This window comes from Pseudomonas sp. P4_D7 (genome assembly GCF_056401755.1).
In genome coordinates this window covers 283,192-308,038 of record NZ_JBFUIR010000002.1, presented here as the reverse complement: position 1 = coordinate 308,038, position 24,847 = coordinate 283,192, and the positions used below count along the sequence as shown (strand labels likewise).

The following is a 24,847-nucleotide window of genomic DNA, read 5'->3' as shown; positions in this document are numbered from 1 at the left end:
CTACAGAATGCCTGCCGTTACGGCACAACCGCTTCTTCAGGCTTTTATTGCAAAGTGTGTTGCTCGATGAACTCCATCGGCTGCAATCCTTCGCGGCTTACCAGTCGATTCAGCTCGACCCGGGGCAAACGAACGGCCAGCAGGCTGATGCCTTCTTCGTCATGCTCTTCTTTCTGCACCGCACCGAGTTCGAAAAACTGCGCACGCAGTCGGGCGAATCGTTGCGGCAAGCGCAATGTACCGATGAACAAATCACTGCCGAGCAATTCGGCAATGGCTTGTTCAAGCAATTCCAGACCACTGCCATCACGCGCCGAAAGCCAGACCCGCTGGGGCTTGCCGTTTTCGTCGCGCTGGATTTGTGGCTCAACGCCTTCAAGCAAATCGAGTTTGTTATAGACCTCGAGTATCGGCAAGTCCTGGGCACCAATCTCGCCCAGCACCACCATCACCTGCTCGATCTGCAACATGCGATCCGGTTCGGCCGCATCGATCACGTGCAACAACAGGTCGGAGTTGGCCGACTCTTCGAGGGTAGACCGAAATGCTTCGACCAGCTTGTGCGGCAGGTGACGAATGAAGCCTACCGTATCCGCCAGAACAATCGGCCCCAGGTCGTCCAGATCCAGACGGCGCAGCGTCGGGTCCAGTGTGGCGAACAACTGGTCGGCCGCGTAAACATCGGATTTCGTCACATTGTTGAAGAGTGTCGATTTGCCGGCGTTGGTATATCCCACCAAAGACACGGTAGGGATATCCGCACGGGAGCGGCCACGTCGCGATTGCTCGCGCTGGCTGCGCACCTTCTCCAGCCGCCCCTTGATCTGGCGCAGGCGGACCCGCAGCAAACGGCGGTCGGTTTCCAGTTGGGTCTCACCCGGGCCGCGCATGCCGATGCCGCCACCCTGACGCTCAAGGTGAGTCCAGCCGCGAACCAGCCGCGTGCTCATGTGGTCAAGCTGGGCCAGTTCGACCTGGAGCTTGCCTTCATGGGTACGGGCGCGTTGGGCGAAAATATCGAGAATCAGACCGGTACGGTCGATCACGCGACACTCGAAAACACGTTCGAGGTTACGTTCCTGACTGGGCGTGAGGATGTGATTGAAAATCACCAGATCGGCTTCTTCAGCCTTGACCAGGTCGCGCAGTTCCTCGACCTTGCCGCTGCCGATCAGAAATTTGGCGGTTGGCCGATGACGCGGCACGTTAAAAAACGCAACGGTCTCGGCGCCGGCCGAATTAGCCAATTCCTGAAACTCCTGCGGATCTTCGCGCGCCTCAGGGTCCTGTCCATCCAAGTGAACGAGGATCACTCGTTCACCACCACCGTGGCGCTCAAAGAACAAAGGAGACTCCTATCAGGCGTTACCTGGCTCAGCGTCACCTGCTTCGGATTCGGTTGCGCTAGGCAGACGAATTGGACGAACCGGCACTACTGTCGAGATAGCGTGTTTGTAAACCATCTGGCTTACGGTGTTTTTCAGCAGGATCACGAATTGGTCGAACGACTCGATCGTGCCTTGCAGTTTGATACCGTTGACCAGGTAGATGGAAACCCCAACTTTCTCTTTACGTAAAGTATTCAAGTAAGGGTCTTGTAGCGAATGCCCTTTTGACATGTGCCGCACTCCTTTAAGGATTCAATAATAAAAAATAGGTAATTCAGATGGCTTTGGCCGCCACACCCCCAAGGATAGACGGCAATTGCAAGGACTCAGCTCAATATGGAGATGGTCCCAAGGTATTTCAAGGCGCGTGGCAGATTGTCGCAATCAAGACTGTCCAGCCAGTGTATATCTTCCCAGCTGCGCAGCCAGGTGAACTGGCGTTTGGCCAATTGGCGCGTGGCGATAATGCCGCGCTCATGCATTTCGGCCAACGTCAGCTTGCCATCCAGGTAGTCCCAGACTTGGCGGTAGCCTACCGCACGTATAGACGGCAACCCCGAATGCAGGTCACTTCTTTTACGCAGGGCTACGACCTCGTCGAGGAACCCCTGTTCCAACATATTTGTGAATCTTTGTTTAATGCGCTCGTGCAATACCTGACGATTCGCCGGGGCAATGGCCAAGTTCGCGACAGTATAGGGCAATTGTTGCAGTCCCGAAGCGGCTGCTTCAGTACTTTGCGCAGATTGTTGCTGACGCAGCTCGGTCATGCTCTGACCGCTGACTCGATAAACTTCCAGCGCGCGACTCAAGCGCTGCGGATCGTTCGGGTGAATGCGCGCCGCTGACACCGGGTCAATGCTCGCCAATTGATCGTGCAAGGCTTGCCAACCGAGGCGTGCAGCCTCTTCTTCGATCTGCGCGCGAACATCGGCATCGGCCGCTGGCATATCCGCCAGACCTTCGACCAAAGCCTTGTAATAGAGCATCGTACCGCCGACCAACAGCGGAATTTTTCCGCGCGCGGTGATCTCGGCCATGGCTTGCAGGGCATCGCGCCGGAAATCCGCAGCCGAATAAGCCTCAGCCGGGTCGAGAATATCGATCAAGCGGTGCGGATATTCGGCCAGCAGTTCTTTCGAAGGCTTGGCGGTGCCGATGTCCATGCCGCGATAGACCAGCGCTGAATCGACACTGATCAACTCGCACGGCAGCACCTTGGTCAGCTCAATGGCCAGATCGGTCTTGCCCGCAGCGGTCGGGCCCATCAGGAAAATCGCTGGAGGAAGCTGGCTCATCAACGACCGCGCAGAAACAGTTTGTCCAGATCGTCCAGGCCCAATTGGGTCCAGGTCGGTCGGCCATGGTTGCATTGACCGCTGCGCTCGGTGTTTTCCATGTCGCGTAGCAGGCCGTTCATTTCCGGCAGGGCCAAACGCCGGTTGGCGCGGATCGCGCCGTGGCAGGCCATGGTGCCGAGCAACTCGTTGAGGTGTGCCTGAATCCGGTCGCTGGTGCCGTACTCCATCAAGTCCGACAGGACATCGCCGACCAGACGGTTGGCTTCGGCCTGTTTCAACAACGCCGGGATTTGGCGGATCGCCAGGGTTTCCGGGCCCAGACGCTGCAGCTCGAACCCCAGACGCTGGAACCATGCCGCGTGCTCTTCAGCGCAATCGGCCTCGCGCTGGCTAACGGCCAGGGATTCAGGCACCAACAATGGCTGCCCACTGAGGCCCTCGCTGGCCATGGCGATTTTCAGGCGTTCGTACATGATCCGCTCGTGAGCAGCGTGCATGTCCACCAGCACCAGCCCTTGGGCGTTTTCGGAAAGAATGTAGATACCTTTCAACTGCGCCAAGGCATAACCCAGCGGAGGAATATCTTCCTGCCCGGCCGGCAGCGCGTTGGCATTAGCCTCAGGCAGCGGCGCGAAAAACTCGCGATACGCAGCCTGAGCCTCGGCAGCCGGCGGTACCGCTGATTGTGGGCGTGGCGTGTATTGATACTGGTAAGCCCCGCCAGCGCTGGCGCCGGACGAGGTATTGAACGCCGGTTGTGCCTGCGGTTGCTCCAGCAGCGCATTGGCCGCCAGACGCATTTCACCCTGCGGGCCGAACTCACCGGCATCGAGGCCCGTTGGCCGCACAACAGCTGTGGTCACGGAACCGGCAAGCTGATCTTCCGGACGCACGTCGCCCAAAGCACGGTGCAACGTGCCATAAAGGAAGTCATGCACCATGCGCCCGTCACGGAAGCGCACTTCGTGTTTGGTCGGGTGCACGTTGACGTCGACCGCCGCCGGATCGACTTCAAAAAACAGCGCAAACGTCGGGTGACGGCCGTTGAACAGCACGTCGCGATAGGCCTGACGCACGGCGTGAGCCACAAGTTTGTCGCGCACCGCCCGGCCATTCACAAAGAAATACTGCAGATCCGCCTGACTGCGGTTGAAGGTCGGCAAACCAACCCAGCCCCACAGGTGCAAGCCGTTGCGCTCGATCTCGATCGGCAGCGCCTGCTCGAGGAAACCCGAACCGCAGATCGCCGCCACACGCCGGGCGCGGGCCGCGTCATCGTGGGCTTCGTGCAGGCTGAGAATGGTCTTGCCGTTATGCCGCAGATGGAAAGCCACGTCGAAACGCGCCAGCGCCAGACGCTTGATCACTTCTTGCAGGTGATCGAACTCGGTTTTTTCGGTCTTGAGGAATTTGCGTCGCGCCGGGGTGTTGAAGAACAGGTCGCGAACTTCCACGGAAGTGCCGACCGGATGCGCTGCCGGTTGCACCCGAGGCGCCATGTCGCGGCCTTCGGTTTCGACTTGCCACGCTTGATCGGCATCGCGAGTACGCGAGGTCAGCGTCAGGCGCGCCACGGAGCTGATCGAGGCCAGCGCCTCACCCCGGAAACCGAGGCTCATCACCTGCTCAAGGTCTTCCAGGTTGCGAATCTTGCTGGTGGCGTGACGGGCCAGGGCCAGCGGCAGGTCATCGGCAGAGATGCCGCTGCCATCGTCACGCACCCGCAGCAACTTGACCCCGCCCTGCTCGACATCGACATCAATACGCTTGGCGCCGGAATCGAGGCTGTTTTCCAGCAGTTCCTTGATCACCGAGGCCGGACGTTCAACCACCTCACCGGCGGCGATCTGGTTCGCCAGCCGTGGGCTGAGCAGTTCGATACGGGCAGCAGCGTTCAGCACTTCGTTCATTCTTTGGACGCCAGTTCGGTGCCAGGAATGGTCAAGTGCTGACCGACTTTCAACTCATCGCTTTTCAGATTGTTGGCAGCGCGCAGCGTGGCCGGCGACACCTGGTAGCGCACGCCGATCATCGCCAGCGTTTCACCCGGACCGACGCGATGATCGCGCGGGCCTTGAGCGATCTTGCCGGAATCACGCAGCCAGGCGATGTAAGTGCCCGGTGGCGGGTTCTGCTGGAAGAACTGGCGCACGCCGCTACTGATCGAGCGGGCCAACGCTTGCTGGTGGCTCGATGCCGAGAGTTTGTTCGCTTCGTTGGCGTTGGAGATAAACCCGGTTTCGACCAGGATCGACGGGATGTCCGGCGACTTCAACACCATGAACCCGGCCTGTTCCACACGCTGTTTGTGCAGCGGCGTGACGCGGCCGATGTTGGTCAGGACTTTCTGGCCGACGTTGAGGCTGGAAGTCAGCGAGGCGGTCATCGACAGGTCGAGCAATACGCCGGCGAGCATGCGGTCCTTGTCGTCGAGGCTGACGTTGCCGGCACCACCGATCAAGTCGGAACGGTTTTCGCTGTCGGCCAGCCAACGCGCGGTCTCGGAAGTTGCGCCGCGATCAGACAGGGCAAACACCGACGCGCCGAAGGCGGCCGCAGACGGCGCGGCGTCAGCATGAATCGAGACGAACAGGTCGGCGCCTTTCTTGCGAGCGATTTCGGTACGGCCGCGCAACGGGATGAAGTAGTCGCCGGTACGGGTCAATTCGGCACGGAAGCCTTTCATGCCGTTGACCTGACGCTGCAGTTCGCGAGCGATCTGCAGCACTACGTCTTTCTCACGCTGACCGCGCGAACCGGATGCGCCCGGGTCCTCGCCACCGTGGCCGGCGTCGATCACCACAATAATGTCGCGCTTGCCGGCCGGGGCTGGCGGCAACTTGATTGCCGGTTCGGTCGGGGTTACCGGCACCGCTGGCACAGTCGCGACCTGCGGCGTCGGCGCAGGCGGCGGTGCGGCGTCGGCCGGGTTATCGAACAGGTCGACCACCAGGCGGTTGCCGTACTGCGCGTTCGGCGCCAGCGAGAAGCTTTTCGGGGTGACGGCTTTTTTCAGGTCGATGACCACGCGCAGATCAGTCGGCGTACGCTGGGCCGAGCGCATTGCGGTGATCGGCGTGTTTGCGGTCTGCACATTCAGCGGTGCACCGAGGGTGGCACCGTTGATGTCGATCACCAGACGATCCGGCGCGGTCAGGGTAAACACGCTGTGCTGCACCGGGCCGCTCAGGTCGAAGACCAGTCGCGTGTTATCCGGCGCCCGCCACAGGCGCACGCTATTGACCTTTGAATCGGCCACGGCGTTGACAGTCACTGCCATCAACAACAGTCCAGCGGCAGCCACCAACGCGCGAAAGCGCATACCTAACCCCATCATTTAATTGGATTCCAACGCCAAAGCGGCACACCAGGCCTCGCCACGCGAGCCCTGGGATAAAATTTTCAGCGAACGCCCGCTGTCTTGCGGGCTAATGGTAATGGTCAGGTCAGGCTTTGGCAAAAAGCCTGCACCTTTATCGGGCCATTCGATCAGGCACAGGGCATCGTCTTCGAAGTAGTCGCGGATGCCGAGAAACTCCAGCTCTTCCGGATCGACCAGGCGATACAGGTCAAAGTGGAAGGCGCGGATGTCACCGATCTCGTAGGGTTCGACCAAGGTGAAGGTCGGACTTTTTACCGCGCCGACATGGCCCAAGCCGCGAATGATGCCCCGCGACAGGGTGGTTTTGCCCATGCCCAGGTTGCCTTCGAGAAAAATCAGGCCATGGCCCTGGGTCACGCGGGCGATCCGTGCGCCAAAGTCGCTCATGGCCTGTTCATCGGCCAGGTACAGGGTTACTTCAGACACGGTGCTTGCTCCTCCAACAACTGACGAATGGCTGGAATCAGATCACTGGCCGCCAGCCCACGGCCGAATTTTCCTTGTTGCTGACCGGCATTGGCGTGCAGCCAGACCGCCAGACACGCCGCATCAAAACCGGCCATGCCCTGCGCCAGCAGCGCACCGGTCAACCCGGCCAGTACGTCGCCGAGTCCAGCAGTGGCCATGGCCGGATGACCTTGGTGACAAAGCGCCAAACGGCCATCGGGATGCGCAATCAGGCTGCCTGCGCCTTTCAACACCACCACTGCTGTATATTTTTTGCTCAGCGCCAACGCTGCTGCCGGACGATCCGCCTGCACGTCGGCGGTGCTGATGCCCAGCAAACGCGCTGCTTCGCCCGGATGCGGGGTGATCACGCAATCCTTGGGCAATTGAACGAAATCACTCGCCAGCAAGTTCAGTGCGTCGGCATCCCACACTTGCGGCAATGCCGCGTTGGCCGCCGCCGACAGTAATGCGCGGCCCCAACTGGCCTGGCCGAGGCCAGGACCGACGACCAGCGTCGAGACTTTTTCCAGCAAACCCATCAACTGATTGGCCGATGAGGTGCCAAGAACCATAGCTTCCGGCACACGGGTCAGGGCTGCTGGCACATGCTCGGGACGGGTCGCCAGCGAAACCATGCCCGCGCCGCTGCGCAACGCCGTTTCGGTACTGAGCAGGATCGCCCCGCCAAATCCGTGATCGCCACCGATCAGCAACACATGGCCAAAACGCCCCTTGTGCGACGCCGGCGCGCGCGGCGCCAATCGAGGAAGATTAGCGGCATTGAGTTGCTGGGCGCGGACAGGAATGTCACGGTAAGTTTCCGCTGGCGCCTGCAAATCGTTGAACAGCAGCGCGCCGACATGATCCGCCGCGTCACCGGTGAAAAGCCCAAGCTTCAGACCAATAAAGGTCACCGTGAGATCGGCACAGACCGCGACACCCAGCGCTCGCCCAGTGTCGGCACACAATCCGGAAGGGATATCGACCGCAGCAACCGGCAAACCACTGACGTTGATCGCATTGATCGCGGTGGCATACGGCTCACGCACGTCGCCGCTCAGGCCGGTGCCGAGCAGGGCATCGAGGATGACCCCGCGCAACTCGCTGTCAGCGCTCCAGCCCTGAATCGCCACACCGTGCGTCGAGGCCTCGGCATGGGCTGACGCCGCGTCGCCCTGCAATTGCCGGGGATCACCGACCGCCAACACCCGCACGAGCAACCCGGCTCGCTGGGCCATGGCCGCGACCAGATAACCGTCTCCCGCATTGTTGCCATGCCCGGCCAGCACCGTCAGTTCAGTCGCCGAAGGCCACTGCCGTACCAATGCGCGCCACGTCGCATGGGCCGCGCGCTGCATCAATTCGAAGCCCGGCGTACCGGCGGCAATCAGCCGTGCATCGAGTTCGCGCACCTGTGCGGCGCCATACAGCGCGTCGGGTAATTCATCTTTCGTGTGCGGCATGCGTCTTCGGGCTCCGATGTCTGGCAGAATTATACGCACCTCAGCTCCGGTTTCTCTCGCCTCATGTCCGCCATCACCACAGACCTGCCCGCCCTCGCCCAATCGATCAAGGATTGGGGCCGCGAGCTGGGCTTCCAGCAAGTCGGCATCAGCGGCCTGGATCTGGCCGAGCATGAGCAGCACCTCGCGCGCTGGCTCGAGGCCGGTTACCACGGCGAAATGGACTACATGGGCGCCCATGGCAGCAAACGCTCGCACCCCGAAGAACTGGTGCCGGGCACGTTGCGCGTGGTCTCGCTGCGCATGGACTACCTGCCCGGCGACACGCAAATGGCGCAAATGCTCGCGCAACCGGAAAAAGCCTACGTGTCGCGTTATGCCTTGGGCCGCGATTACCACAAATTAATCCGTAAACGTGTGCAGCAATTGGCCGACAAGATTCAAGCGCAGATCGGCCCGTTCGGTTTCCGCGCGTTTGTCGACAGCGCCCCGGTGCTGGAAAAAGCCATCGCCGAACAGGCCGGGCTGGGCTGGATCGGCAAAAACACTCTGGTACTGAATCGCAAGGCCGGTAGTTATTTCTTCCTGAGCGAGTTGTTTGTCGATCTGCCACTTCCGGTGGATGAACCGCACAGCACTGAACATTGCGGCCGCTGCACCGCGTGCCTCGACATTTGCCCGACCAATGCTTTCGTCGGTCCCTACGTGCTGGACGCGCGGCGCTGCATTTCCTATCTGACCATCGAGCTGAAAACCGCAATCCCCGAGGATCTGCGGCCGCTGATTGGCAATCGTGTGTTCGGCTGCGATGACTGCCAGATCGTCTGCCCGTGGAACCGCTTCGCCAAGCCCTCAGGGGAAAGCGATTTCAAGCCACGGCACAATCTCGACAATGCCGAATTAGCGGAGCTGTTTTTGTGGAATGAAGAGAAGTTTTTGAGCAGCACTGAAGGTTCGCCGTTGCGGCGGGCGGGGTATGAGCGCTGGTTGAGGAATCTCGCGGTGGGGCTGGGCAATGCGCCTTCAACGATTCCGGTGCTGGAAGCGTTGAAGGCGCGACGGGATTATCCGTCAGAGTTGGTCAGGGAACATGTGGAGTGGGCACTGGGACGGCACTCCAGACCTTCAAACTCATAATGGGCAAGTAACGTAATCAGGCTGCTCACATGCGAGTTGTATCTATCTTTTCAGCCGCTCTTATTCTTCCGGAGGTTTGCCCGTTAGACCAATGGCCGCCCGACTGAATGACTTTGCAAACTCTCGTTGCACTGTCCTCTAGAAGGTAAATACGATCCGTGCCTCCAGTGGTCTTCGTCATATAAACATGCGTTAACTTTCTTGTTTGGCTGTATTTGGCTAATTCCGAGTACGCCAGAGTCATCTCCCTAGCTGCTTCGCGGGGGGACTTATTGCTTTCAATGAGTTTGTAGAAATCGTCAGCCTTATCCTGATAATTTTTATAACCGGTGGCGCTGAGCACGTCATCCGTCCCGGTGGCCCTGTGCAATTGCCAAGGTTCATCCGGCACTGTTTCCACGGGTGCCTTGGTTTTTTTGCTCGCAGCCTTGGCGCCTTTTCCAGGCTTCTTGAAATGTTTTGCCGCTTTGGCTGCTTGCTTGCCATCGGGACTGAGCCCTTTGCTAAAGGCTGAAGCCATCTTCCTGCCCGCATTCACTGCAGCTTTTGCACCCGCTGCCATACCTGCACCCAGCGAAGCCAGCCCAAGACCAAAACTGATCCAGCCCAATATCTCGCCTGCTTGAGAACCCGGTGCCAGCTCATTGGCCAGCTCGCTGGCGATACCCGCCAAACCTGAAGCAACCGCCAGCCCCAATGCCGCCACTGCCCATGGCGTCGCCGCGCCCATCGTCAGTACGCTGGCCACAACCCCGAGAATACTGAGGCCGATGCCCAGGATCGTTTGCCAGGATATATGTCCGGTAGGGTCAACACGATTGACAGGGTCGCCCAGGCAATAACTGTAGGCATTCAATCCGCCCGCGCCGAACGGACTCATGCTGTCGGGGGCGAGAAAACGCATCAGTGTCGGACTATAGGCTCTGTAACCGTTACCCAGCAGATACAACCCGGTCACCGGATCCAGTTGCTCGCCGTTGAACCCTGCCAGGCTGAACAATCCACCTTCGGCAGGGCGGTGCCCGTAAGGGCTGTAGGCGCAATCGGTGAGCTGTTCCTTGTCCAGCGTTGCCAGCACGCTTTGCTGCTGATCGGTACCAAACAGCTGCGCGCCGGCGTTCGAACCGAGCTGCTGTTGCCCCACAAGCGCTCCACCGTGACGCACAACACTGGACGAATTTTCACCACTCACCTCATTGGCGACCCGGCCCGCATGGTAGTAACGCTGCGTAATCACCTTGTCGGGTTGCGACAGTTCGACCAGATCGTCGAAGCCGTCGTAATGGTAGCCACGAATGACTGATCCCCCTGCGCTGGACAACTGCTCAAGACGTCCGAATGCGTCATAGGCCAGGGTTCGCGCCTGGTCGTCCTTGATCATCCTGCCGTTGGCGTCGTATTCCAGTGTCACTGCCGGTGGATAGTCGGCATGGGAATGTTTGACTGCACTGAGCTGTACAGGATCAGGATTGTCATAACTGAAGGTGGTCAGATTCATGCCCAGCGGGAACTTCGTCTGCACGGTCAGAATGTTATCCAGCGCATCGAAGGTGAACGTCTGCTGGACAATTTCCTTGCCATACGGATCGCGGGGCTTTTGGGTGCCAGCACAGTCGTACTGGATCAGTCGCCCGCGCACATCGTAGGTGAATTGTTCGTCGCGCAATAGTTGCGTGCCGCGCCTGGAGACTTTCTGCGCCAGTTTGCCGGCAAGCGTGTAAGTCGATTCCAGCGTCTGGTCGGGCTGGCCCTGAATCTCGAACGTACGGCGGGTTTCACGACCGATATCGTCATAGGCAAACCGGGTGATCATCTGCCGCTTGATCGACGTTTCTTCGGTTTTCGTCCAGTCCAGCATCCCCGTCTGGATGGCGTAGTGGAATTCGGTTTTCAACGAACCCTGAGAGGTGGATAACAGGCGGCCGTGCTTATCGTATTCGGATCTGCTTTCGGCTCCGAGTACGTCGACATGGGTGATCGGTCGTCCCTGCAGGGACCAGGTACTGGACGTTGATTTTGTGATAGCGCCGAAGGTCGTCGTTTCGGATTTGAGGCGTCCGGAAGGGTAATAGGTGAAGCTGCGCTCCCTGCCGTTTTCGGTACAGGCCAAGGGATTGCCACTGGCGGGGTCGTAAGTCAGGGTCGTGAGCAATGCACCTGACTTGCGCTCCGTCAGTAAACCGCCCAGATCGCGCAAATAAGTGAATTCGGTTTTTGTGCCATCAGCACTCTTGTACCACTGCGGCTGAGTGAAGCCCGCTTCATAACCCGCCTCGGACTTTCGTCCGCCTACGGTACTGTGTATCAAACGATCCAGACCATCATAAGTTTGCTGCCCCAACACCGTGTCGCCGACTTTGATGCCGATCGGTAGCCCGGCATCGCTATGTTCGGCGTAGTCGGTCACTACCGCACTGGCATCAGGCAGGACACTGCGGATTATCCGGTCAAAAACGTCGTATTCATATCGAGTGATATTGCCGACAGGATCTGTCTCGCTGGTTGTGCGCCCTAACCCGTCATAGGTGTAAACGATTTTGCCGAGACTCTTGTTCTTCAGATTGAAGCTCTCGACACTGAGCGGTTTACCGAAATCATTGATGAGGGTGAGTGTCTTGCCCATCCCCTGGAGCCAATGGGTTTGCTGGCGAAGGACAGGATCCGTCTCGCTGTGTTCGATACGCCCATCGGCATGCAGCGTCTTGTTGACCTGACCCCAGGAATCGAATTCGTAGCGGGTGCTGAGCGGATAGGGCTTGCCATCACGCCAATCGGTCAGCGTCACTTTCACCTTGTGACCGACCGAATCATGCAGGGCGGAATAAAGCATGCGAGTCGGGATGAGCCCGTCCTTGTCGGGATGGTCGCAGTCCTTTTCCTGAACGGTGATCACACGTTCGAGACCGTCATAGGTCACTCGTTGCTCGCCTCCGGCGTGATCGGTGGTCACCATTGTGGCCGGCTGCTGTTTGCTGGCGGCCAGATAGACCCACCGGGTAGCAGCCGCATAAGGTGTGCCGGCCGCAACCGTTTTGCACACTGCCCGGCCGATTGCGTCGTATTCATGTTCGATGTGCTCGCCATCGACACCGACCTCCGACATCGGTAATCCGGTCAGTGTCGAAAGCACCTTCTCACTGCTCTGCAACGCGCCGTCAAATCCCCGTGTGCTGGACTTGACCCGCAACCGGTCACCCGCAAGTTCATAGGAAAACTCAGTAGAGGTTTTTTTATCATTGAGAATGATACTTTGCTGCTGTGTGGCCCCGTGTTTGAGCGGGTCCTTGGGCGTATTCAGGTAACTGCGCTCGGTTTTCGAGCGCAAGACCTCAACACCTTCCACAACTTCGTAAAAACGCTCCTCAACCGGTAACACAAATGCCAGTTCCGTACCTTCCAGTGCGGCATGTAGCGCATAGTCGTAATACGTGACAGTCGAAGCACCATCCGCCGCGGCAGCGGTGACCGTCCTCTTTTTCGCGAACCTGGAGAAACCCAGCGGATCCTCCGGGCAATTATCTCCACCACTTGCCGGATAAAACTCCGTCTCAGTCGTCACCCCACTTGGCTCGACGTGCTTGAGCAAGTTGCCTTCGTGATCGAATTCGGTGGTTGTGGTTTCCACACGCTGCTGTCGGGTGCGCCGATCAAGGTGAGTCACTGTCTGGACCWTCGGCATGCGGAACTGAGCCACCTGCTCATTGAAGGGTTTGATGACGGAACAGTGATACTCCGTGGCGGTGGCGATCTGGGCGTCGCCACAGGTTGTAACCTCAGCCACCAACAGATGGAACTTGTTGTAGGTGCGTTTAATACGGGTATGTACTCTGCCGCTTACCAACAACTGTTCGTCCGAGGTGTAGACATAATCGCCGGGCGCTAGATAAAGAGGATCCAGGTCATTGTCCGTGGCCGGGAGAAGGCCTTGCCCAAGGAAGTTGCGGTCGGAGTAAGTGTATGTCTTGCAGAGTCTGGGCTGGCCGCGCCCAGGGTAGGTATCGTGAGCGATAACAAACGGCAGTGTTCGTTCCACACCACTTTCGAAGCCATGACCCTGCCGCTTGTATCGAATGATCTCGACGCCGCGTAATGGATTGACGACGCGGTGCAAATAGCTGGCGTCATCAATCACTTCATATTCCAGCTCCCAACCTTTACCGGCCGGAAGCTCGATTGCCGTTACCCGACTGTTTTTCAAGATCAACCTGGATTCGGACCCGGACGAGGTGTCGGGATATCGGGTCAACGTTACCTGACCTGCACTGCGTGTGATTTTCAGCAGGCATCGTTTGCTGTCACGGACTTCGCTCAACCTGGGAAACTGGTTGAACAACTCGTACTTCAAAGCGATGCTCACACCGTTCGCCGCGATTATTTTTTCTGCTACAGCGACCTGAGTGCCAGCCAGGACCTTGAGCAGTTCACGTCGACCATCCTTGTAGCGAACTTCATAGCGCCCTGCTCCGGTCACCAGCACCTTTGCCGTTTGCAACTTCATTTCCTTGAACTTCAGACCGGTGGACGTTTCTACAGCCTTGTAGCGCTCACCGTTGGACAGCGTCATGACTTTGCTGCGCAAGTCGTAATTGGTCAGGGTCAAAGACCAACCAATGCCAAAACCAAAGTCCGTCTGATTAAGCGGATTGAAGCTCAGTGAAAGTGCGAACTCAGGGCCGTTAAGATCCGACGAGTGCAACTTTCCCAACGAAAAGGCGCACGTGTACATACCCGTACGAGGATCAACACCTCCGGAAACAAACTCACCGAAATTGAAAGCGCTTGAATGAACAGCGGAAGATGAATTACTTTCCATAGAAAAACGTCCTTTTATTTCAAGATCCAGATATTGACTCGCAAACTTGGCCAGCAAACATCGCTGACCACATTATGAAATCAGACAAGCTGTTTCATTGATCGCTTGGACTCACCCAGAATAAAAGTGCGCTGCTCTTTATTACCTTCGATACACAGCCTGTGTTCCGAGCCAAACTCATCGATCACTGCAAACTCGAATGAACCCTCGCTTTCCCGCCCCACTTGCAGGTCAGCGGAAATATATTGAACAAGCGTCAGTTGCCCAGGCACATTGTTGATCGGCACGTTCATAATACCGAGGGGACTGCGAAAATTTGCTTTCAGGCCGTAGATGGGTGCCATGTAACCGTAAAAATTTCTGCGCCCATCGCGAGTACCAGGAATGTTTCCGGAGGCATAGACTTGCACCGCATCTTCGGAATCATAAGGATCAAGTTTTACCTCACTGCTGTACCAGTCAAGCAGGTGAATCTGCCTGCCGTCCGCGTGCAGCCCAATGTGATGACTTTGAACCCAGTCATATTGTGCTTTCTGCTGTTTGATACCATATTCATTGAATGTAAAGCTCTTCAGCGAATATTCTTTCGGCGGAATTGCCTCCAGCGTAACACTGCTGTCAAAGCCGATTCCGTTACTTCGCAATAACACGCCATCCACGAGAATTTCGGCGGCCACTTCCATGATTCCGGGCCTGGTGGCCGAAACCCAAAACTGGAAAATCTGCACGGGATCAGACTCGTCACTTATCCGATTGTGCGTGGCACGTGGAACTTCGGTAACTCGCGGCGCACCACCCGACATTTCGTGAGCATAACGATTTTCCTGCAGCGATACGCTCCAGTTTCCTTCCAAAGGCCGCGCGCCGTTATAGGCGATCAACCGCAGTGATTGCAGGGCGGGATGCCCATACAGAGATGCGCCATCACCATTGTTATCGATCCCGTGCAGAAGCACCAAAACACGCACCTGCATGCGCCCGTTGGCATAAAGCACTTTATGCTGGCCCGACCTTGTGGCATCGAATTTAACTTCGATACGGGAAATACCAATTTGCTCATCAAACATTTATCAATACCTTGCTGATTAATACACTTCGCCCTCTAAGGACTCAGCAAACTATTGACGATCGATTTAAATAAGAACAGCCGCGACATTCGACAAATTATGAGAAAGTAATATTTCAACATCAACCCCAACAACCCTCACAAATGCTAATACATTCAACAATCGCAGACCACATCAAGCAAACTTCAACCACACTCCGCCTGCCCCTTTGATTTCAGCACTCAACAACTTGCTCCCCTCCTGATCTCAACTGCACAGAATCAAAAGAGGAGCCAACGGGCAGTTTATTCTTGTCAGGTTATGTTAGAAAAACAAAGGAGCGGTTACTTCCACCAATATTCAGTCACTGTCTGAGCCTGTCGAGAATCCGCTTTCCGAGGACTCGCTATCGGAGTCAGATTCGAAAACCACCTCCTCCGTCTGGATTTCCACCTTCCGATCCATACTGGAGTTTTCAAGATACTGACTAATCCGTTGCCTTGACGCGTCACTCAGCGGATTATTCAATAAACCAATGAATAGATCCTGCGTATCGGGAATCTCGAACAATTCATATCCCACGTCAGAAATATTATTATCATGCAATGCCGCGACCCCCAGCTTCCTGAGCGAATCTATGCCTGAAGGAACGCTGGAAAGATGTGCGTTGCTCAGCATCAATCCGGTTAAACCGGCCATGTAGCCTACATGCGGAGCAACTGTCAGAGGATTGTTTGCCAGATTCAATCGGGTCAGCGTTTCGATTCTGGACAATCCTTCAGCTGTGACCTCGGATAGTTTTAGCGAGCACCCGTCCAGCGTAAGCTCGCTTAACTGGCGCATTTGAAATATTCCTGACGGGAATCCCTCCATTTTTATGCCAACGACTCCCAAATATTGAATATTCGGAAAGCTGTCGAGAAACGCACCTATCCGTGCACCCGGTTCATTTGCGGTCAATATCAACTCTGCTACATATTCAAATCGGGCGGACAACCTTGGTAACTCACCCGAAAAATCAACATAGTGAGAAAAATAATAATCCCCCTCGCCCCATCTCGAAACCGACTTGCGCTGCCAGATATCTTGCAGCTTTGCGCTGAACTTCTCGCGAGCCTGGCGTCGTTCGGCAAGCGTCGACGCTCCCTCTGGTTCCGACGTCTGCGTATGAGATGACGCCCCATCGGCATTCCATATCGCCAGTTCATTACGCAATGTCGCAAATTCTTTTTCCAGGCGCAGCAATATGCCGGATGGATCACTCTTCAAACGCTCGGTGATAAATGCCGTCACCTCCTCATCTGGAAGATGCGGATAAAGATCACGCACACGGTCGGCAACGGACCTGGTCGATGTCGGGTTGTTGTCGCCGCCGCCACGCAACTGCCCCTTTTGCCGGTGTTGTGCAGTGGCAGGATCAACGGTGACCGCAAGCGGCGCCATCCCCAACAACTCACTCACAGTTTGGCGTGATGGCAACGGCTGCGCGCGGACCCACTGTTGCAACGCCGCACCACCATCTTCTGTCACACCCAGCAACTGACGATGCCCGGGCGACAACAGAAACCAGATGGTTGAGTACAGATCCTTCGATTTCCGAGGTAATTGGGCGTCGCTGTTCTGGAGGACATAGCCATCATCCTGACGGATCAGTATGTGACGAAACGGTGATCGGGCATCGCCGATAGCGCTCAGGACATGCCCGTCCATCGTCCTTTGGCGAATCTCGACACGCGTCTGCCGCGGCCAATTCGCCAGATTTCCGAGCATATGCAGCACTAACCGATCACTGTCCGGGTTGGCTACGGCCTCTAAGTGAATGCCTTCCACGGCCCTTGCCAGGCGAATCTCTCGCAGCGCCACCAGTGCCTCTTTCGCCACTCGCTGAGGCATGCCTGGCAGGTTGTGCATATGTAAACGTTCGGCAGCGCTCATATTGCGCCATATCGCCTGCGCAGCGGTTTTCGGTAGATGTGGAAACACCCGGCGCATCCGTAAAGTGTTTTCATCGCAATCGGATTCAAAGGCATCTTCCAGATCCTTGAACCGCCTAAATCGCTCAGGGGCGGCCCCGCGTCCCTGCGCCTGAATCGTCTGATCAAGTTCGAATCGCCTGATGGTGTCCTCCAGTAAAAAAGGCGCAGGGCGATCATTCATGAGCACATCGCGCAGCACTGGTTCATTGACCCCGCTCACTGCCAGCACACGTGCAACCATGGCGGCGGAAAATTGCGCCACGGAACGGCCCATCCGCCGAAAAAGTTCTGCGGTTTGTACTGAGATTGAGTCAGTGAAGGGGGTGACATCGCTGTCCAGCGGCCCCCAGAACCGGCCTTCGTTGTCCGGCTTCAATAGCGGGCCGGAGGGGTCGAGCTCACTGGCCAGAGTGGCGCGAAACAGCCCGCTCTCAGCGTCCAGCACCACTTGCACGACATGGTCATCGGCCACGGCCACGTACTGGCGCTGCTTCACAATCCTGATGCCTTGCGCATCGGCTTCACCGAAGATTTTGGGTGCGGGTATCCAGTAATCTGCCAGTGAGTACTTCGCGGCACGCATCGCGAACTCATCGATCGCAGATGACCTCGGGTTCACGCTCACTCTGATCGCTGGCGTCACTGCGATCGAGTCAGGCCCGAAGGAAACGGGCAGCGTTTCGAGGTGATGGGGTATAGACAGGTGCGGCATTGCTGAAGAGCCGGGCGGTGGCCGATGAGTACCGTCTACGCTGAATTCGGGGATTTTGATTGGGGCAGGTACAGGTTTGACCTTTGGCGGTTTGCCAGTCATGGCTGCTCATCCTTGAGATATGGCTGCGTTGGCCCCGCATTACAGAAGGGGCCAACACTCGATATAAGCAAAAGCACTTTGAATGCAATTACCTGATAATTGAACACCACAGCTTATCGGTAGTTACCATGCCAAAAAGCATATCTATCTACTACATCCACTGGCATTGCATCAGCGAAGGTGAGTCTTAGCCTCGTTCCAGATATAAATTTCGCTCGTAAAAGTTTACGCGAATCGCCAGCCTATGCTCCGTACCGTGTTCATCAATGGCAAGAAAGTGAAGCTTGTTTCCGTACTTGGAACCTTTACCGGCTTCCGAGTATTCGGACAGGGCTTGCACGACAGTTAGCTCGCCATCGCTCTGAATCTTCACATCATAATGTTCTCGACCCCATGTATGGGCGTCAGGAAAAAAGGTGTATACAAAAGGATCTCCGTTAGCCGGCAAGATCACAGTCACACTTTGTTTTTCAGGGCGAACAAGAATGACCTCCATATAATTGGTTTTTATTTCATTAAGTCTGTTACCCCCCGCAAACTTATGGTCAACGCCTTCTCCTACTCCGTCTACAACCCAATCGACCAGCTTGATCTGCTGCCCTCGCGGATAGAGCCCAAGACGATGGCTCCAGATTCGATTGCCGGGCAATTCATCGCCGCGCCGGGTTTGATACCAGCGAAATTCTTCGATGGAGTACGCCGATGGAGGTTGTGCTTCGATGGTTACACTACTGTCATGAACACTGGAGAGTGTCGTTCCATTACTGAGAATCCTCTCACCGTTCAGCGACAGGCGCGCACCAATCTGGGTCGTCCCGGCGCTCGATGAGGATACCCAAAACGTGCGGACCTGAGGATGGACGCTGTCATTTTCCGGATCGTTGTCGGGAGCGTCTCCGGCGGAGGTTGAAGGTCGCGCCTCAATCGTAAACCGCCCTTGATCGGTGCTTGCGGCCCAGCCGTCGCGCAACGTTTTGCCAGTGCTGTAATGAATCAGTTCGATGCTTTCCATTACATCTGCAGGCACGTGCATGGCATTGCCGTTGGCGTCTATCCCGGAAACCAAAACTTGTACTTTCACCTGCATCCGGCCATTACCAAACAGCGACTTGGTGCGAGTATTGTCGCTCGCATCAAACTTGACCTTCATAATGGCAAGGCCTGCGAGTATGGGCGCAGTGGTTTGCTGATCGTGTGTAGCATCCATGCTTTCACTCATGATGTGTTCCTTCGAAGAGTAATATTTAAATGTCGACATCGAAAATATGCCAACAAAAAAATTACAGACCTTTCAAATAAACAGCAAAGCGAAAAATGTAAGAAACATACGCTTGCAAACCTCTAGTGGCTTACAGACTTTTATCTGGCAAACAACTATTTTCCGGCGACAACCATCAAGGCTCGTCGTTATAAACAAACTTGGGCATTTCCCAATGAAAACGGATGGCCAGCAGACGTAACAAGAACCCGCCGAACAGCGTAATCAGAATGGCTTGTTCACCGGGCACATTCAGATAAAGACACAGCATGTAGCACCACGCTGCAGCGAAGGAGACGCTCGCATACAGTTCGCGGCGAAAGATCAGCGGAATGTCGTTGCAGAAAATATCGCGCAAGATGCCACCGAACACCCCCGTGATCACGCCGCTGACCGACGCCACCAGCATGCCGTGGCCCATTTCCAGCGCGGTCATGCAGCCAATCAGGGTGAACGCCACCAGACCGACGGCGTCGAGCACCAGGAACAGCGAACGCAAGTGGCGCATCCAGCGCGCGGTGAACACGGTGAACATTGCCGCTACCGAAGTCAGCACCAGGTATTCCGGGTGTTTTACCCAGGTCAGCGGATAATGCCCGAGCAGCACATCGCGCACCGAGCCACCGCCCAAGGCTGTTACGCAGGCGATCAGTACCACGCCAAACCAGTCCATGCCGCGCCGCCCGGCAGACAGGGCGCCAGTCATGGCTTCAGCGGTGATGGCGATCAGATAGAGCATCAGCAACATGGTGGCGATCCAGGCAGGAAGGCGCGCAGTCTAGCCATTTCAGTGCGGCACCAAAAGGGGGCAATCGCAATGCCCGCCCCCATCGCCAGGCATCAGAACTTGATGAAATGCTTGCGGTAGTGCTGCAACTCGGCGATCGACTCACGGATATCGTCCAGCGCGAGGTGGGTGCTGCCCTTCTTGAAGCTGTCGCGCACGTCCGGTGCCCAGCGCGCGGCCAGTTCCTTGAGCGTGGAGACGTCGAGGTTGCGATAGTGGAAATAGCTTTCCAGCGCTTTCATGTGGGTATAAAGGAAGCGGCGATCCTGACAGATGCTGTTGCCACAGATCGGCGACTTGCCCTTCGGTACCCATTTTTCCAGGAAGGCGATGGTTTCAGCTTCGGCTTCGGCCATGCTGATTCGGCTGTCACGCACGCGCTGGGTCAGGCCGGAGTTGCCGTGGGTGCGGGTGTTCCACTCGTCCATACGCGCGAGCACTTCGTCACTGTGGTGGATAGCGATCACCGGGCCTTCGGCCAAGGTGTTCAGATCACTGTCGGTGACGATGGTGGCCATCTCGATGATGACGTCGTTTTCCGGATCCAGACCGGTCATTTCCAGGTCGATCCAGATCAGGTTCTGCGGGTTTTGCATATGTCGGCTCCTAGGCAATGCTGCGCAGTTTAGCCTAGGCCGGTGGCCGGGCGTGCTAAACTCGCGGCCGTTTTACCTAATCGCTGCATTCTTCAGACGGAACACCCATGGCCAAACGCCAACTCAATCGTCGTCAAAACTGGCGCATCGAAAAGATTCAGGGCGAGCGCGCTGCACGCGCCGCCAAACGCGAGTCCTCGGCTGTCGAAGCCCTTGAGGGCGGCGACCTGGGCCCGGAACAGACCGGCCTGGTGATTGCCCACTTCGGTGTACAGGTCGAGGTCGAGGCCGTTGACGGTGATCAGGCCGGCCAGGTGTTCCGCTGCCACTTGCGCGCCAACCTGCCTGCGCTGGTGACCGGCGACACAGTCGTCTGGCGTGCCGGCAATCAGGGCATCGGGGTGATCGTCGCGCAACTGCCGCGCACCACCGAACTGTGCCGCCCGGACAGCCGTGGCCAGCTCAAACCGGTAGCCGCCAATGTCGACATGATCGTCATCGTCTTCGCGCCGCTGCCCGAGCCGCATGCCAACCTGATCGACCGCTATCTGGTTGCCGCCGAACACGCTGGCATCCGGCCGCTCCTGCTGTTGAACAAATTCGACTTGATCGACGAGCAGAACGCCCCAGCACTGAATGCGCTGCTGGCGGTGTACCGCACTCTCGGTTATCCGGTGCTGGAAGTGTCGGCGCACCACGGCAACGGCATGGAACAACTGCAACAGCAGCTCGACGGCCGCATCAGCGTGTTCGTCGGCCAGTCCGGTGTCGGCAAGTCATCGCTGGTCAACAGCTTGCTGCCTGAAGTGGAAACCCGTGTCGGGCCGTTGTCCGAGTTGTCCGGTCAGGGTACGCACACGACGACTACTGCGCGCCTGTTCCACTTCCCTGGCGGCGGTGAGTTGATCGACTCCCCGGGTATCCGCGAATTCGGCTTGGGTCACGTCAGCCGCGCCGATGTTGAAGCCGGTTTCATCGAGTTCAATGACCTGCTCGGCACCTGCCGCTTTCGCGACTGCAAACACGACCGCGAACCCGGTTGTGCACTGCTCAAGGCGCTGGAAGATGGCCGCGTGCAGCAGCAGCGGATGAACAGCTACCGCTCGATCATCGCCAGCCTGCCGGAAAACGGCTACTAAACATCTGCACCGGCAGTACCTCGCCCGAGGGCTGCCGGATGTCGGACTGCGCCTGACAAACCCTCGATTCCGTTAAACGCCAGACTTTTCTTACAGGCCCGCACACGCCTGCCTGCAGGACATTTCTCTTTCACCGCCCAACCCTTGTAGGCAAGCTCCAGATGCCTAGATTGGGGTCCTCCTTCGCACCTTCGCGACCTTCGAGGAACCCCATGCAGACCTATCACCTGTTCATCAGCCATTCGTGGAACTACGCCCACGCTCACGACAATCTGGTACGCCTGCTCGGCGCCAGGCCGGATTTCAGTTTCAAGAATTTTTCCGTGCCGCCACATAACCCGATCATGGGCGCGCAGACCGACAAGCAGCTCGAAGAAGCCATCGAAAACAAGATTCGCCCCTGCTCGGCGGTACTAATCATGGCCGGGATGTATTCGACCTACAGCAAGTGGATCAACAAGGAAATCGAGATCGCCAAACGCATGGGCAAGGTGATCATCGCGATCAAGCCATTCGGCGCCGAGCGCATTTCCGCCGTGGTACGTGACGCGGCACACGCCGAATGCGCGTGGAACACCAATAGCATCGTCAGCGCGATTCGCCTGCATACGGCGGTGTGATCATGCGCAAGGGACTGTTTATCGGCATCAACCACTACGACTACGTCTCGCCGTTGAGCGGTTGTAACAACGACGCAATGGCCATGGCTTCGGTATTGGAGCGTCACGCCAACGGGCGCCCGAACTTCAGCAGCAAAGTGCTGACGTCGGCCGAAGAACAACTAACGCTCAAACTCATGAAACAGCAGATCCAGAGCCTGTTCTCAGGCGACTGTGACGTGGCACTGCTGTACTTCGCCGGTCATGGGCAGTTCGACACCAGCATCGACGAAGGACTACTGATTCCCCAGGACTATCAGCCTGGCGGAGACGGTATTCGCATCAGCGACATTCTGGAATGGGCGGACAAAGCCCCGCACATCAAGAATAAAATCATCATTCTCGATTGCTGCCAGGCCGGTGCAGCAGGCGCCCTGCGCAACCTGCGCGGCGGCAGCAGTGTGATCGGCGAAGGCGTGACCATTCTCACCGCCTGCAAAAAAGAACAGTACGCCCTGGAAAGCCGCGGTCACGGGGTATTTACGGATCTGTTGCTGCAAGCGCTGCATGGTGGCGCTGCCAACGTACTCGGCAAGGTCACCCCCGGTAGCGTCTATTCGTTTGTCGACAATGCGCTGGGAGCCTGGGAACAGCGTCCGGTATTCAAGACCAATGTCTCGCAGTTTGTGCCGCTACGCGAGGTCGCGCCGCTGATCGCCGAAGAAACCCTGCGCAAACTCAAGGACTGGTTCCCGGAACCGAGCTTCGTTTTCAGACTCGACCCCAGCTACGAGCCCACCGAAGCGCTGTTCAACCCCGAGCACGGCGACATCTTCAAGCAACTGCAAATGTGCAATCGCCACAGCCTGATCGAGCCCGTGGACGCCGAACACATGTACTACGCCGCCATCAACTCCACCGGCTGCCGCCTCACCGCCCTCGGCGCCTACTACCGCGAACTCGCCATAAAAGGACACTTCTGATGCCCGTATTCATCAGCTACCGCCACATGGATCGCGCCCACGCCATCGCCATCAATAGCCGCCTGATCCAGGCCAACATCAAAACCTACCTCGACGTGCTCGACCCCGAGTCGCAGACCACCGACGACATCACTGGGGTCATCACCCGCAACATCACCGAATGCACGCACCTGCTGGCAGTGGTCTCGGAAAAGACTGCGTTATCGTGGTGGGTGCCGTTCGAAATTGGCGAAGCGACCATCAGCAACCGGCGGATCTGCTCGTTCAAGACCGGGCCGACGGAGCTGCCGCTGTATCTGGATAAGTGGCCGAAGCTGAGCACGGACAGTGATCTGAATTTTTTTATCGACGCGTATCGCGAGGAAGTGTCGAATAAACGCTCGATGACGCTGGATTCGAGCAATGAATCCTTTAGCGGCACCTATAAGCGCAACGCCGAGATTTTCCACGAACAACTGAAGAACCGGATTCGGCGCGGGTTCTGACAGACGTAAAAAAGCCGCGATCATCTCGCGGCTTTTTTTGCCTCACACGCTGGCCGGCGGTTTTGGCACAACTACTTTTGGCTCAGGCTTGCGAAACGCATACAGGTGCTGACGCACAATCCCGCCTGGCAGCTCCTTGCCAAACACGCCATAACGCACCGGCCATTCCTTTGGCGGCAGCTTGAACGTACCGAAGAGCATATCCACCAGCGGCGTGTGGATCGCGTAGTTTTTGTAGATGTAGTCCTTGTGCCGGGCGTGGTGCCAATGGTGATAGCGCGGCAGCACGATCAGGTAGTTCAGCCAGCCGCCGTTGATTCGCACGTTGGCGTGGGCCAGTACCGCTTGAACACCGACCAGGATTACATAGGCATTCAACGCTTGCGGCGCGAAGCCCAGCAGCATCAATGGCACCAGCACGCCAGTGCGGGTCAGCAGGATTTCAATGAAGTGCACGCGGGAGCCGGCGAGCCAGTCCATGTGCGTACTGGAGTGATGCACCGCGTGAATGCGCCACAGCCATGGCACTACATGGTAGAGCCGGTGCAGCCAGTACTGACCGAGATCGGCGACCAGTATCGCCAGCAGAAACTGCACCACCAGTGGCAAGCTCTGGACACTGGCCTGCAAGCCCGGCGACATCGCCCAGCCGGCGATGTAACTCGACGAGGCGGTGATGAAGATCAGGATGAACTGCACCAGCATGTGGCTGACGAAAAAGTAGGTCAGGTCGGTGCGCCAGTGCGGGCGCAGGATGTTTTGCTCGGGATCCTTGGAATAGAGTTTTTCCAGCGGAATGAACACGATCGCCGACACCAGCAGCGCCAGCACGAACCAGTCCAGACCGAGCGAGTACGGGGTCTGCCCGATCGAGCTGACTTGTACGTTGGTGCCCCCAAGGAACACCGCCAGGCCCGATGCAACCAGACCGGTAATCCCCAGACGCTTGCGTTTGTTGAGCAGGATATTCAGGGTGCCGAGGCTGAACGAAACCACCAGACCGAGCAATAGCGTGGTGCGCGCGAACTGCTCGTCATAGACCTTGCGCAGTTCGGCTGTGGTCAGCCACTCGGGAAACAGGAAGCAGAACACCGCCAACAGGCTCAACAGCCCGAGGGTGGCTGATATATAGCCACTGACCCGCCCCTCGCCAAACTTGAAGGGTGCGTTGCCGTGCCGCTGAAAATAGGCTTTGAGTCTTTCCATTACTGATCTTCCGTGATTGCGAAT

19 protein-coding genes are annotated in these 24,847 nt (G+C 57.3%); 5 read left to right on the top strand and 14 right to left on the bottom strand.

Translation table 11 applies throughout. The features are described 5' to 3' along the window. Positions 1 to 44 precede the first annotated feature (44 nt). From hflX to AC1DVF_RS02680, 7 genes are all read right to left on the bottom strand, one after another. The gene (hflX, locus tag AC1DVF_RS02710; protein WP_093430181.1) at positions 45 to 1,346 is read right to left on the bottom strand and encodes a ribosome rescue GTPase HflX; all 1,302 of its coding nucleotides are present in this window, start codon (positions 1,344 to 1,346) and stop codon (positions 45 to 47) included. Positions 1,347 to 1,358: 12 nt separating this feature from the next. Continuing rightward, positions 1,359 to 1,619, bottom strand: coding sequence for an RNA chaperone Hfq (gene hfq, locus AC1DVF_RS02705; protein WP_007902656.1), 261 nt, complete (start codon positions 1,617 to 1,619; stop codon positions 1,359 to 1,361). Positions 1,620 to 1,714: 95 nt separating this feature from the next. Beyond that, the gene (miaA, locus tag AC1DVF_RS02700; RefSeq protein ID WP_477781956.1) at positions 1,715 to 2,686 is read right to left on the bottom strand and encodes a tRNA (adenosine(37)-N6)-dimethylallyltransferase MiaA; all 972 of its coding nucleotides are present in this window, start codon (positions 2,684 to 2,686) and stop codon (positions 1,715 to 1,717) included. Further along, positions 2,686 to 4,587 carry a DNA mismatch repair endonuclease MutL gene (mutL, locus tag AC1DVF_RS02695; RefSeq protein WP_175559558.1) on the bottom strand — a complete coding sequence of 634 codons (1,902 nt, stop codon included), beginning with the start codon at positions 4,585 to 4,587 and terminating at the stop codon, positions 2,686 to 2,688. Before mutL ends, miaA begins: the two co-directional genes overlap by 1 nt. 8 nt (positions 4,588 to 4,595) lie before the next feature. Then, positions 4,596 to 5,969, bottom strand: a complete 1,374-nt coding sequence (locus AC1DVF_RS02690) for an N-acetylmuramoyl-L-alanine amidase (protein WP_371748301.1) — start codon at positions 5,967 to 5,969, stop codon at positions 4,596 to 4,598. A gap of 57 nt (positions 5,970 to 6,026) precedes the next feature. After that, positions 6,027 to 6,497 carry a tRNA (adenosine(37)-N6)-threonylcarbamoyltransferase complex ATPase subunit type 1 TsaE gene (gene tsaE / locus AC1DVF_RS02685; RefSeq protein WP_016985707.1) on the bottom strand — a complete coding sequence of 157 codons (471 nt, stop codon included), beginning with the start codon at positions 6,495 to 6,497 and terminating at the stop codon, positions 6,027 to 6,029. Then, positions 6,485 to 7,984, bottom strand: coding sequence for an NAD(P)H-hydrate dehydratase (locus AC1DVF_RS02680; RefSeq protein ID WP_460089664.1), 1,500 nt, complete (start codon positions 7,982 to 7,984; stop codon positions 6,485 to 6,487). Before AC1DVF_RS02680 ends, tsaE begins: the two co-directional genes overlap by 13 nt. Before the next feature lie 63 nt (positions 7,985 to 8,047). Here AC1DVF_RS02680 and queG point away from each other — a divergent pair, with 63 nt between their 5' ends. Then, the gene (gene queG, locus AC1DVF_RS02675) at positions 8,048 to 9,121 is read left to right on the top strand and encodes a tRNA epoxyqueuosine(34) reductase QueG (protein WP_460130663.1); all 1,074 of its coding nucleotides are present in this window, start codon (positions 8,048 to 8,050) and stop codon (positions 9,119 to 9,121) included. Between the two features lie 25 nt (positions 9,122 to 9,146). On the opposite strand, the gene AC1DVF_RS02670 is transcribed toward queG, so the two are convergent. From AC1DVF_RS02670 to orn, 6 genes are all read right to left on the bottom strand, one after another. Continuing rightward, positions 9,147 to 13,991: an RHS repeat domain-containing protein gene (locus AC1DVF_RS02670; RefSeq protein WP_477781955.1), complete on the bottom strand. Its 4,845-nt coding sequence runs from the start codon at positions 13,989 to 13,991 to the stop codon at positions 9,147 to 9,149. Positions 13,992 to 14,014: 23 nt separating this feature from the next. Next, positions 14,015 to 15,001 carry a hypothetical protein gene (locus tag AC1DVF_RS02665; protein ID WP_460089659.1) on the bottom strand — a complete coding sequence of 329 codons (987 nt, stop codon included), beginning with the start codon at positions 14,999 to 15,001 and terminating at the stop codon, positions 14,015 to 14,017. Positions 15,002 to 15,340: 339 nt separating this feature from the next. Then, the gene (locus AC1DVF_RS02660; RefSeq protein WP_477781954.1) at positions 15,341 to 17,770 is read right to left on the bottom strand and encodes a leucine-rich repeat domain-containing protein; all 2,430 of its coding nucleotides are present in this window, start codon (positions 17,768 to 17,770) and stop codon (positions 15,341 to 15,343) included. A 187-nt stretch (positions 17,771 to 17,957) separates the two neighbouring features. Next, entirely contained in the window at positions 17,958 to 18,989 is a 1,032-nt protein-coding gene (locus tag AC1DVF_RS02655; protein ID WP_257356900.1) for a hypothetical protein, read from the bottom strand. Between the two features lie 175 nt (positions 18,990 to 19,164). Further along, the gene (locus AC1DVF_RS02650) at positions 19,165 to 19,776 is read right to left on the bottom strand and encodes a trimeric intracellular cation channel family protein (RefSeq protein ID WP_093430171.1); all 612 of its coding nucleotides are present in this window, start codon (positions 19,774 to 19,776) and stop codon (positions 19,165 to 19,167) included. 92 nt (positions 19,777 to 19,868) lie between these two features. Continuing rightward, the gene (gene orn, locus AC1DVF_RS02645; protein ID WP_003221098.1) at positions 19,869 to 20,411 is read right to left on the bottom strand and encodes an oligoribonuclease; all 543 of its coding nucleotides are present in this window, start codon (positions 20,409 to 20,411) and stop codon (positions 19,869 to 19,871) included. Positions 20,412 to 20,518: 107 nt separating this feature from the next. On the opposite strand from orn, the gene rsgA reads away from it, so the two are divergent. The 4 genes from rsgA to AC1DVF_RS02625 all read left to right on the top strand — a co-directional run bounded on the left by rsgA (position 20,519) and on the right by AC1DVF_RS02625 (position 23,617). Beyond that, entirely contained in the window at positions 20,519 to 21,550 is a 1,032-nt protein-coding gene (gene rsgA / locus AC1DVF_RS02640) for a small ribosomal subunit biogenesis GTPase RsgA (RefSeq protein ID WP_016985702.1), read from the top strand. 212 nt (positions 21,551 to 21,762) lie between these two features. Then, on the top strand, positions 21,763 to 22,170 hold the full coding sequence (locus tag AC1DVF_RS02635) for a TIR domain-containing protein (RefSeq protein ID WP_093430170.1): 408 nt from the start codon (positions 21,763 to 21,765) through the stop codon (positions 22,168 to 22,170). Between the two features lie 2 nt (positions 22,171 to 22,172). Then, positions 22,173 to 23,132: a caspase family protein gene (locus tag AC1DVF_RS02630; RefSeq protein ID WP_099757835.1), complete on the top strand. Its 960-nt coding sequence runs from the start codon at positions 22,173 to 22,175 to the stop codon at positions 23,130 to 23,132. After that, the gene (locus AC1DVF_RS02625) at positions 23,132 to 23,617 is read left to right on the top strand and encodes a toll/interleukin-1 receptor domain-containing protein (RefSeq protein ID WP_093430168.1); all 486 of its coding nucleotides are present in this window, start codon (positions 23,132 to 23,134) and stop codon (positions 23,615 to 23,617) included. The genes AC1DVF_RS02630 and AC1DVF_RS02625 overlap by 1 nt, the downstream gene beginning before the upstream one ends. 42 nt (positions 23,618 to 23,659) lie before the next feature. On the opposite strand, the gene AC1DVF_RS02620 is transcribed toward AC1DVF_RS02625, so the two are convergent. Continuing rightward, complete coding sequence (locus AC1DVF_RS02620) at positions 23,660 to 24,823, bottom strand: sterol desaturase family protein (RefSeq protein ID WP_477781953.1); 1,164 nt, start codon at positions 24,821 to 24,823, stop codon at positions 23,660 to 23,662. Positions 24,824 to 24,847: the final 24 nt, after the last annotated feature.

Excerpts from the sequence above, each read along its gene's own strand:
- hfq (WP_007902656.1), bottom strand. The coding sequence starts at position 1,619 with ATGTCAAAAGGGCATTCGCTACAAGACCCTTACTTGAATACTTTACGT.
- miaA (WP_477781956.1), bottom strand. The coding sequence starts at position 2,686 with ATGAGCCAGCTTCCTCCAGCGATTTTCCTGATGGGCCCGACCGCTGCG.
- AC1DVF_RS02690 (WP_371748301.1), bottom strand. The coding sequence starts at position 5,969 with ATGGCAGTGACTGTCAACGCCGTGGCCGATTCAAAGGTCAATAGCGTG.
- AC1DVF_RS02680 (WP_460089664.1), bottom strand. The coding sequence starts at position 7,984 with ATGCCGCACACGAAAGATGAATTACCCGACGCGCTGTATGGCGCCGCA.
- queG (WP_460130663.1), top strand. The coding sequence starts at position 8,048 with ATGTCCGCCATCACCACAGACCTGCCCGCCCTCGCCCAATCGATCAAG.
- AC1DVF_RS02665 (WP_460089659.1), bottom strand. The coding sequence starts at position 15,001 with ATGTTTGATGAGCAAATTGGTATTTCCCGTATCGAAGTTAAATTCGAT.
- AC1DVF_RS02660 (WP_477781954.1), bottom strand. The coding sequence starts at position 17,770 with ATGACTGGCAAACCGCCAAAGGTCAAACCTGTACCTGCCCCAATCAAA.
- AC1DVF_RS02655 (WP_257356900.1), bottom strand. The coding sequence starts at position 18,989 with ATGAGTGAAAGCATGGATGCTACACACGATCAGCAAACCACTGCGCCC.
- AC1DVF_RS02650 (WP_093430171.1), bottom strand. The coding sequence starts at position 19,776 with ATGTTGCTGATGCTCTATCTGATCGCCATCACCGCTGAAGCCATGACT.
- orn (WP_003221098.1), bottom strand. The coding sequence starts at position 20,411 with ATGCAAAACCCGCAGAACCTGATCTGGATCGACCTGGAAATGACCGGT.
- rsgA (WP_016985702.1), top strand. The coding sequence starts at position 20,519 with ATGGCCAAACGCCAACTCAATCGTCGTCAAAACTGGCGCATCGAAAAG.
- AC1DVF_RS02635 (WP_093430170.1), top strand. The coding sequence starts at position 21,763 with ATGCAGACCTATCACCTGTTCATCAGCCATTCGTGGAACTACGCCCAC.
- AC1DVF_RS02630 (WP_099757835.1), top strand. The coding sequence starts at position 22,173 with ATGCGCAAGGGACTGTTTATCGGCATCAACCACTACGACTACGTCTCG.
- AC1DVF_RS02625 (WP_093430168.1), top strand. The coding sequence starts at position 23,132 with ATGCCCGTATTCATCAGCTACCGCCACATGGATCGCGCCCACGCCATC.
- AC1DVF_RS02620 (WP_477781953.1), bottom strand. The coding sequence starts at position 24,823 with ATGGAAAGACTCAAAGCCTATTTTCAGCGGCACGGCAACGCACCCTTC.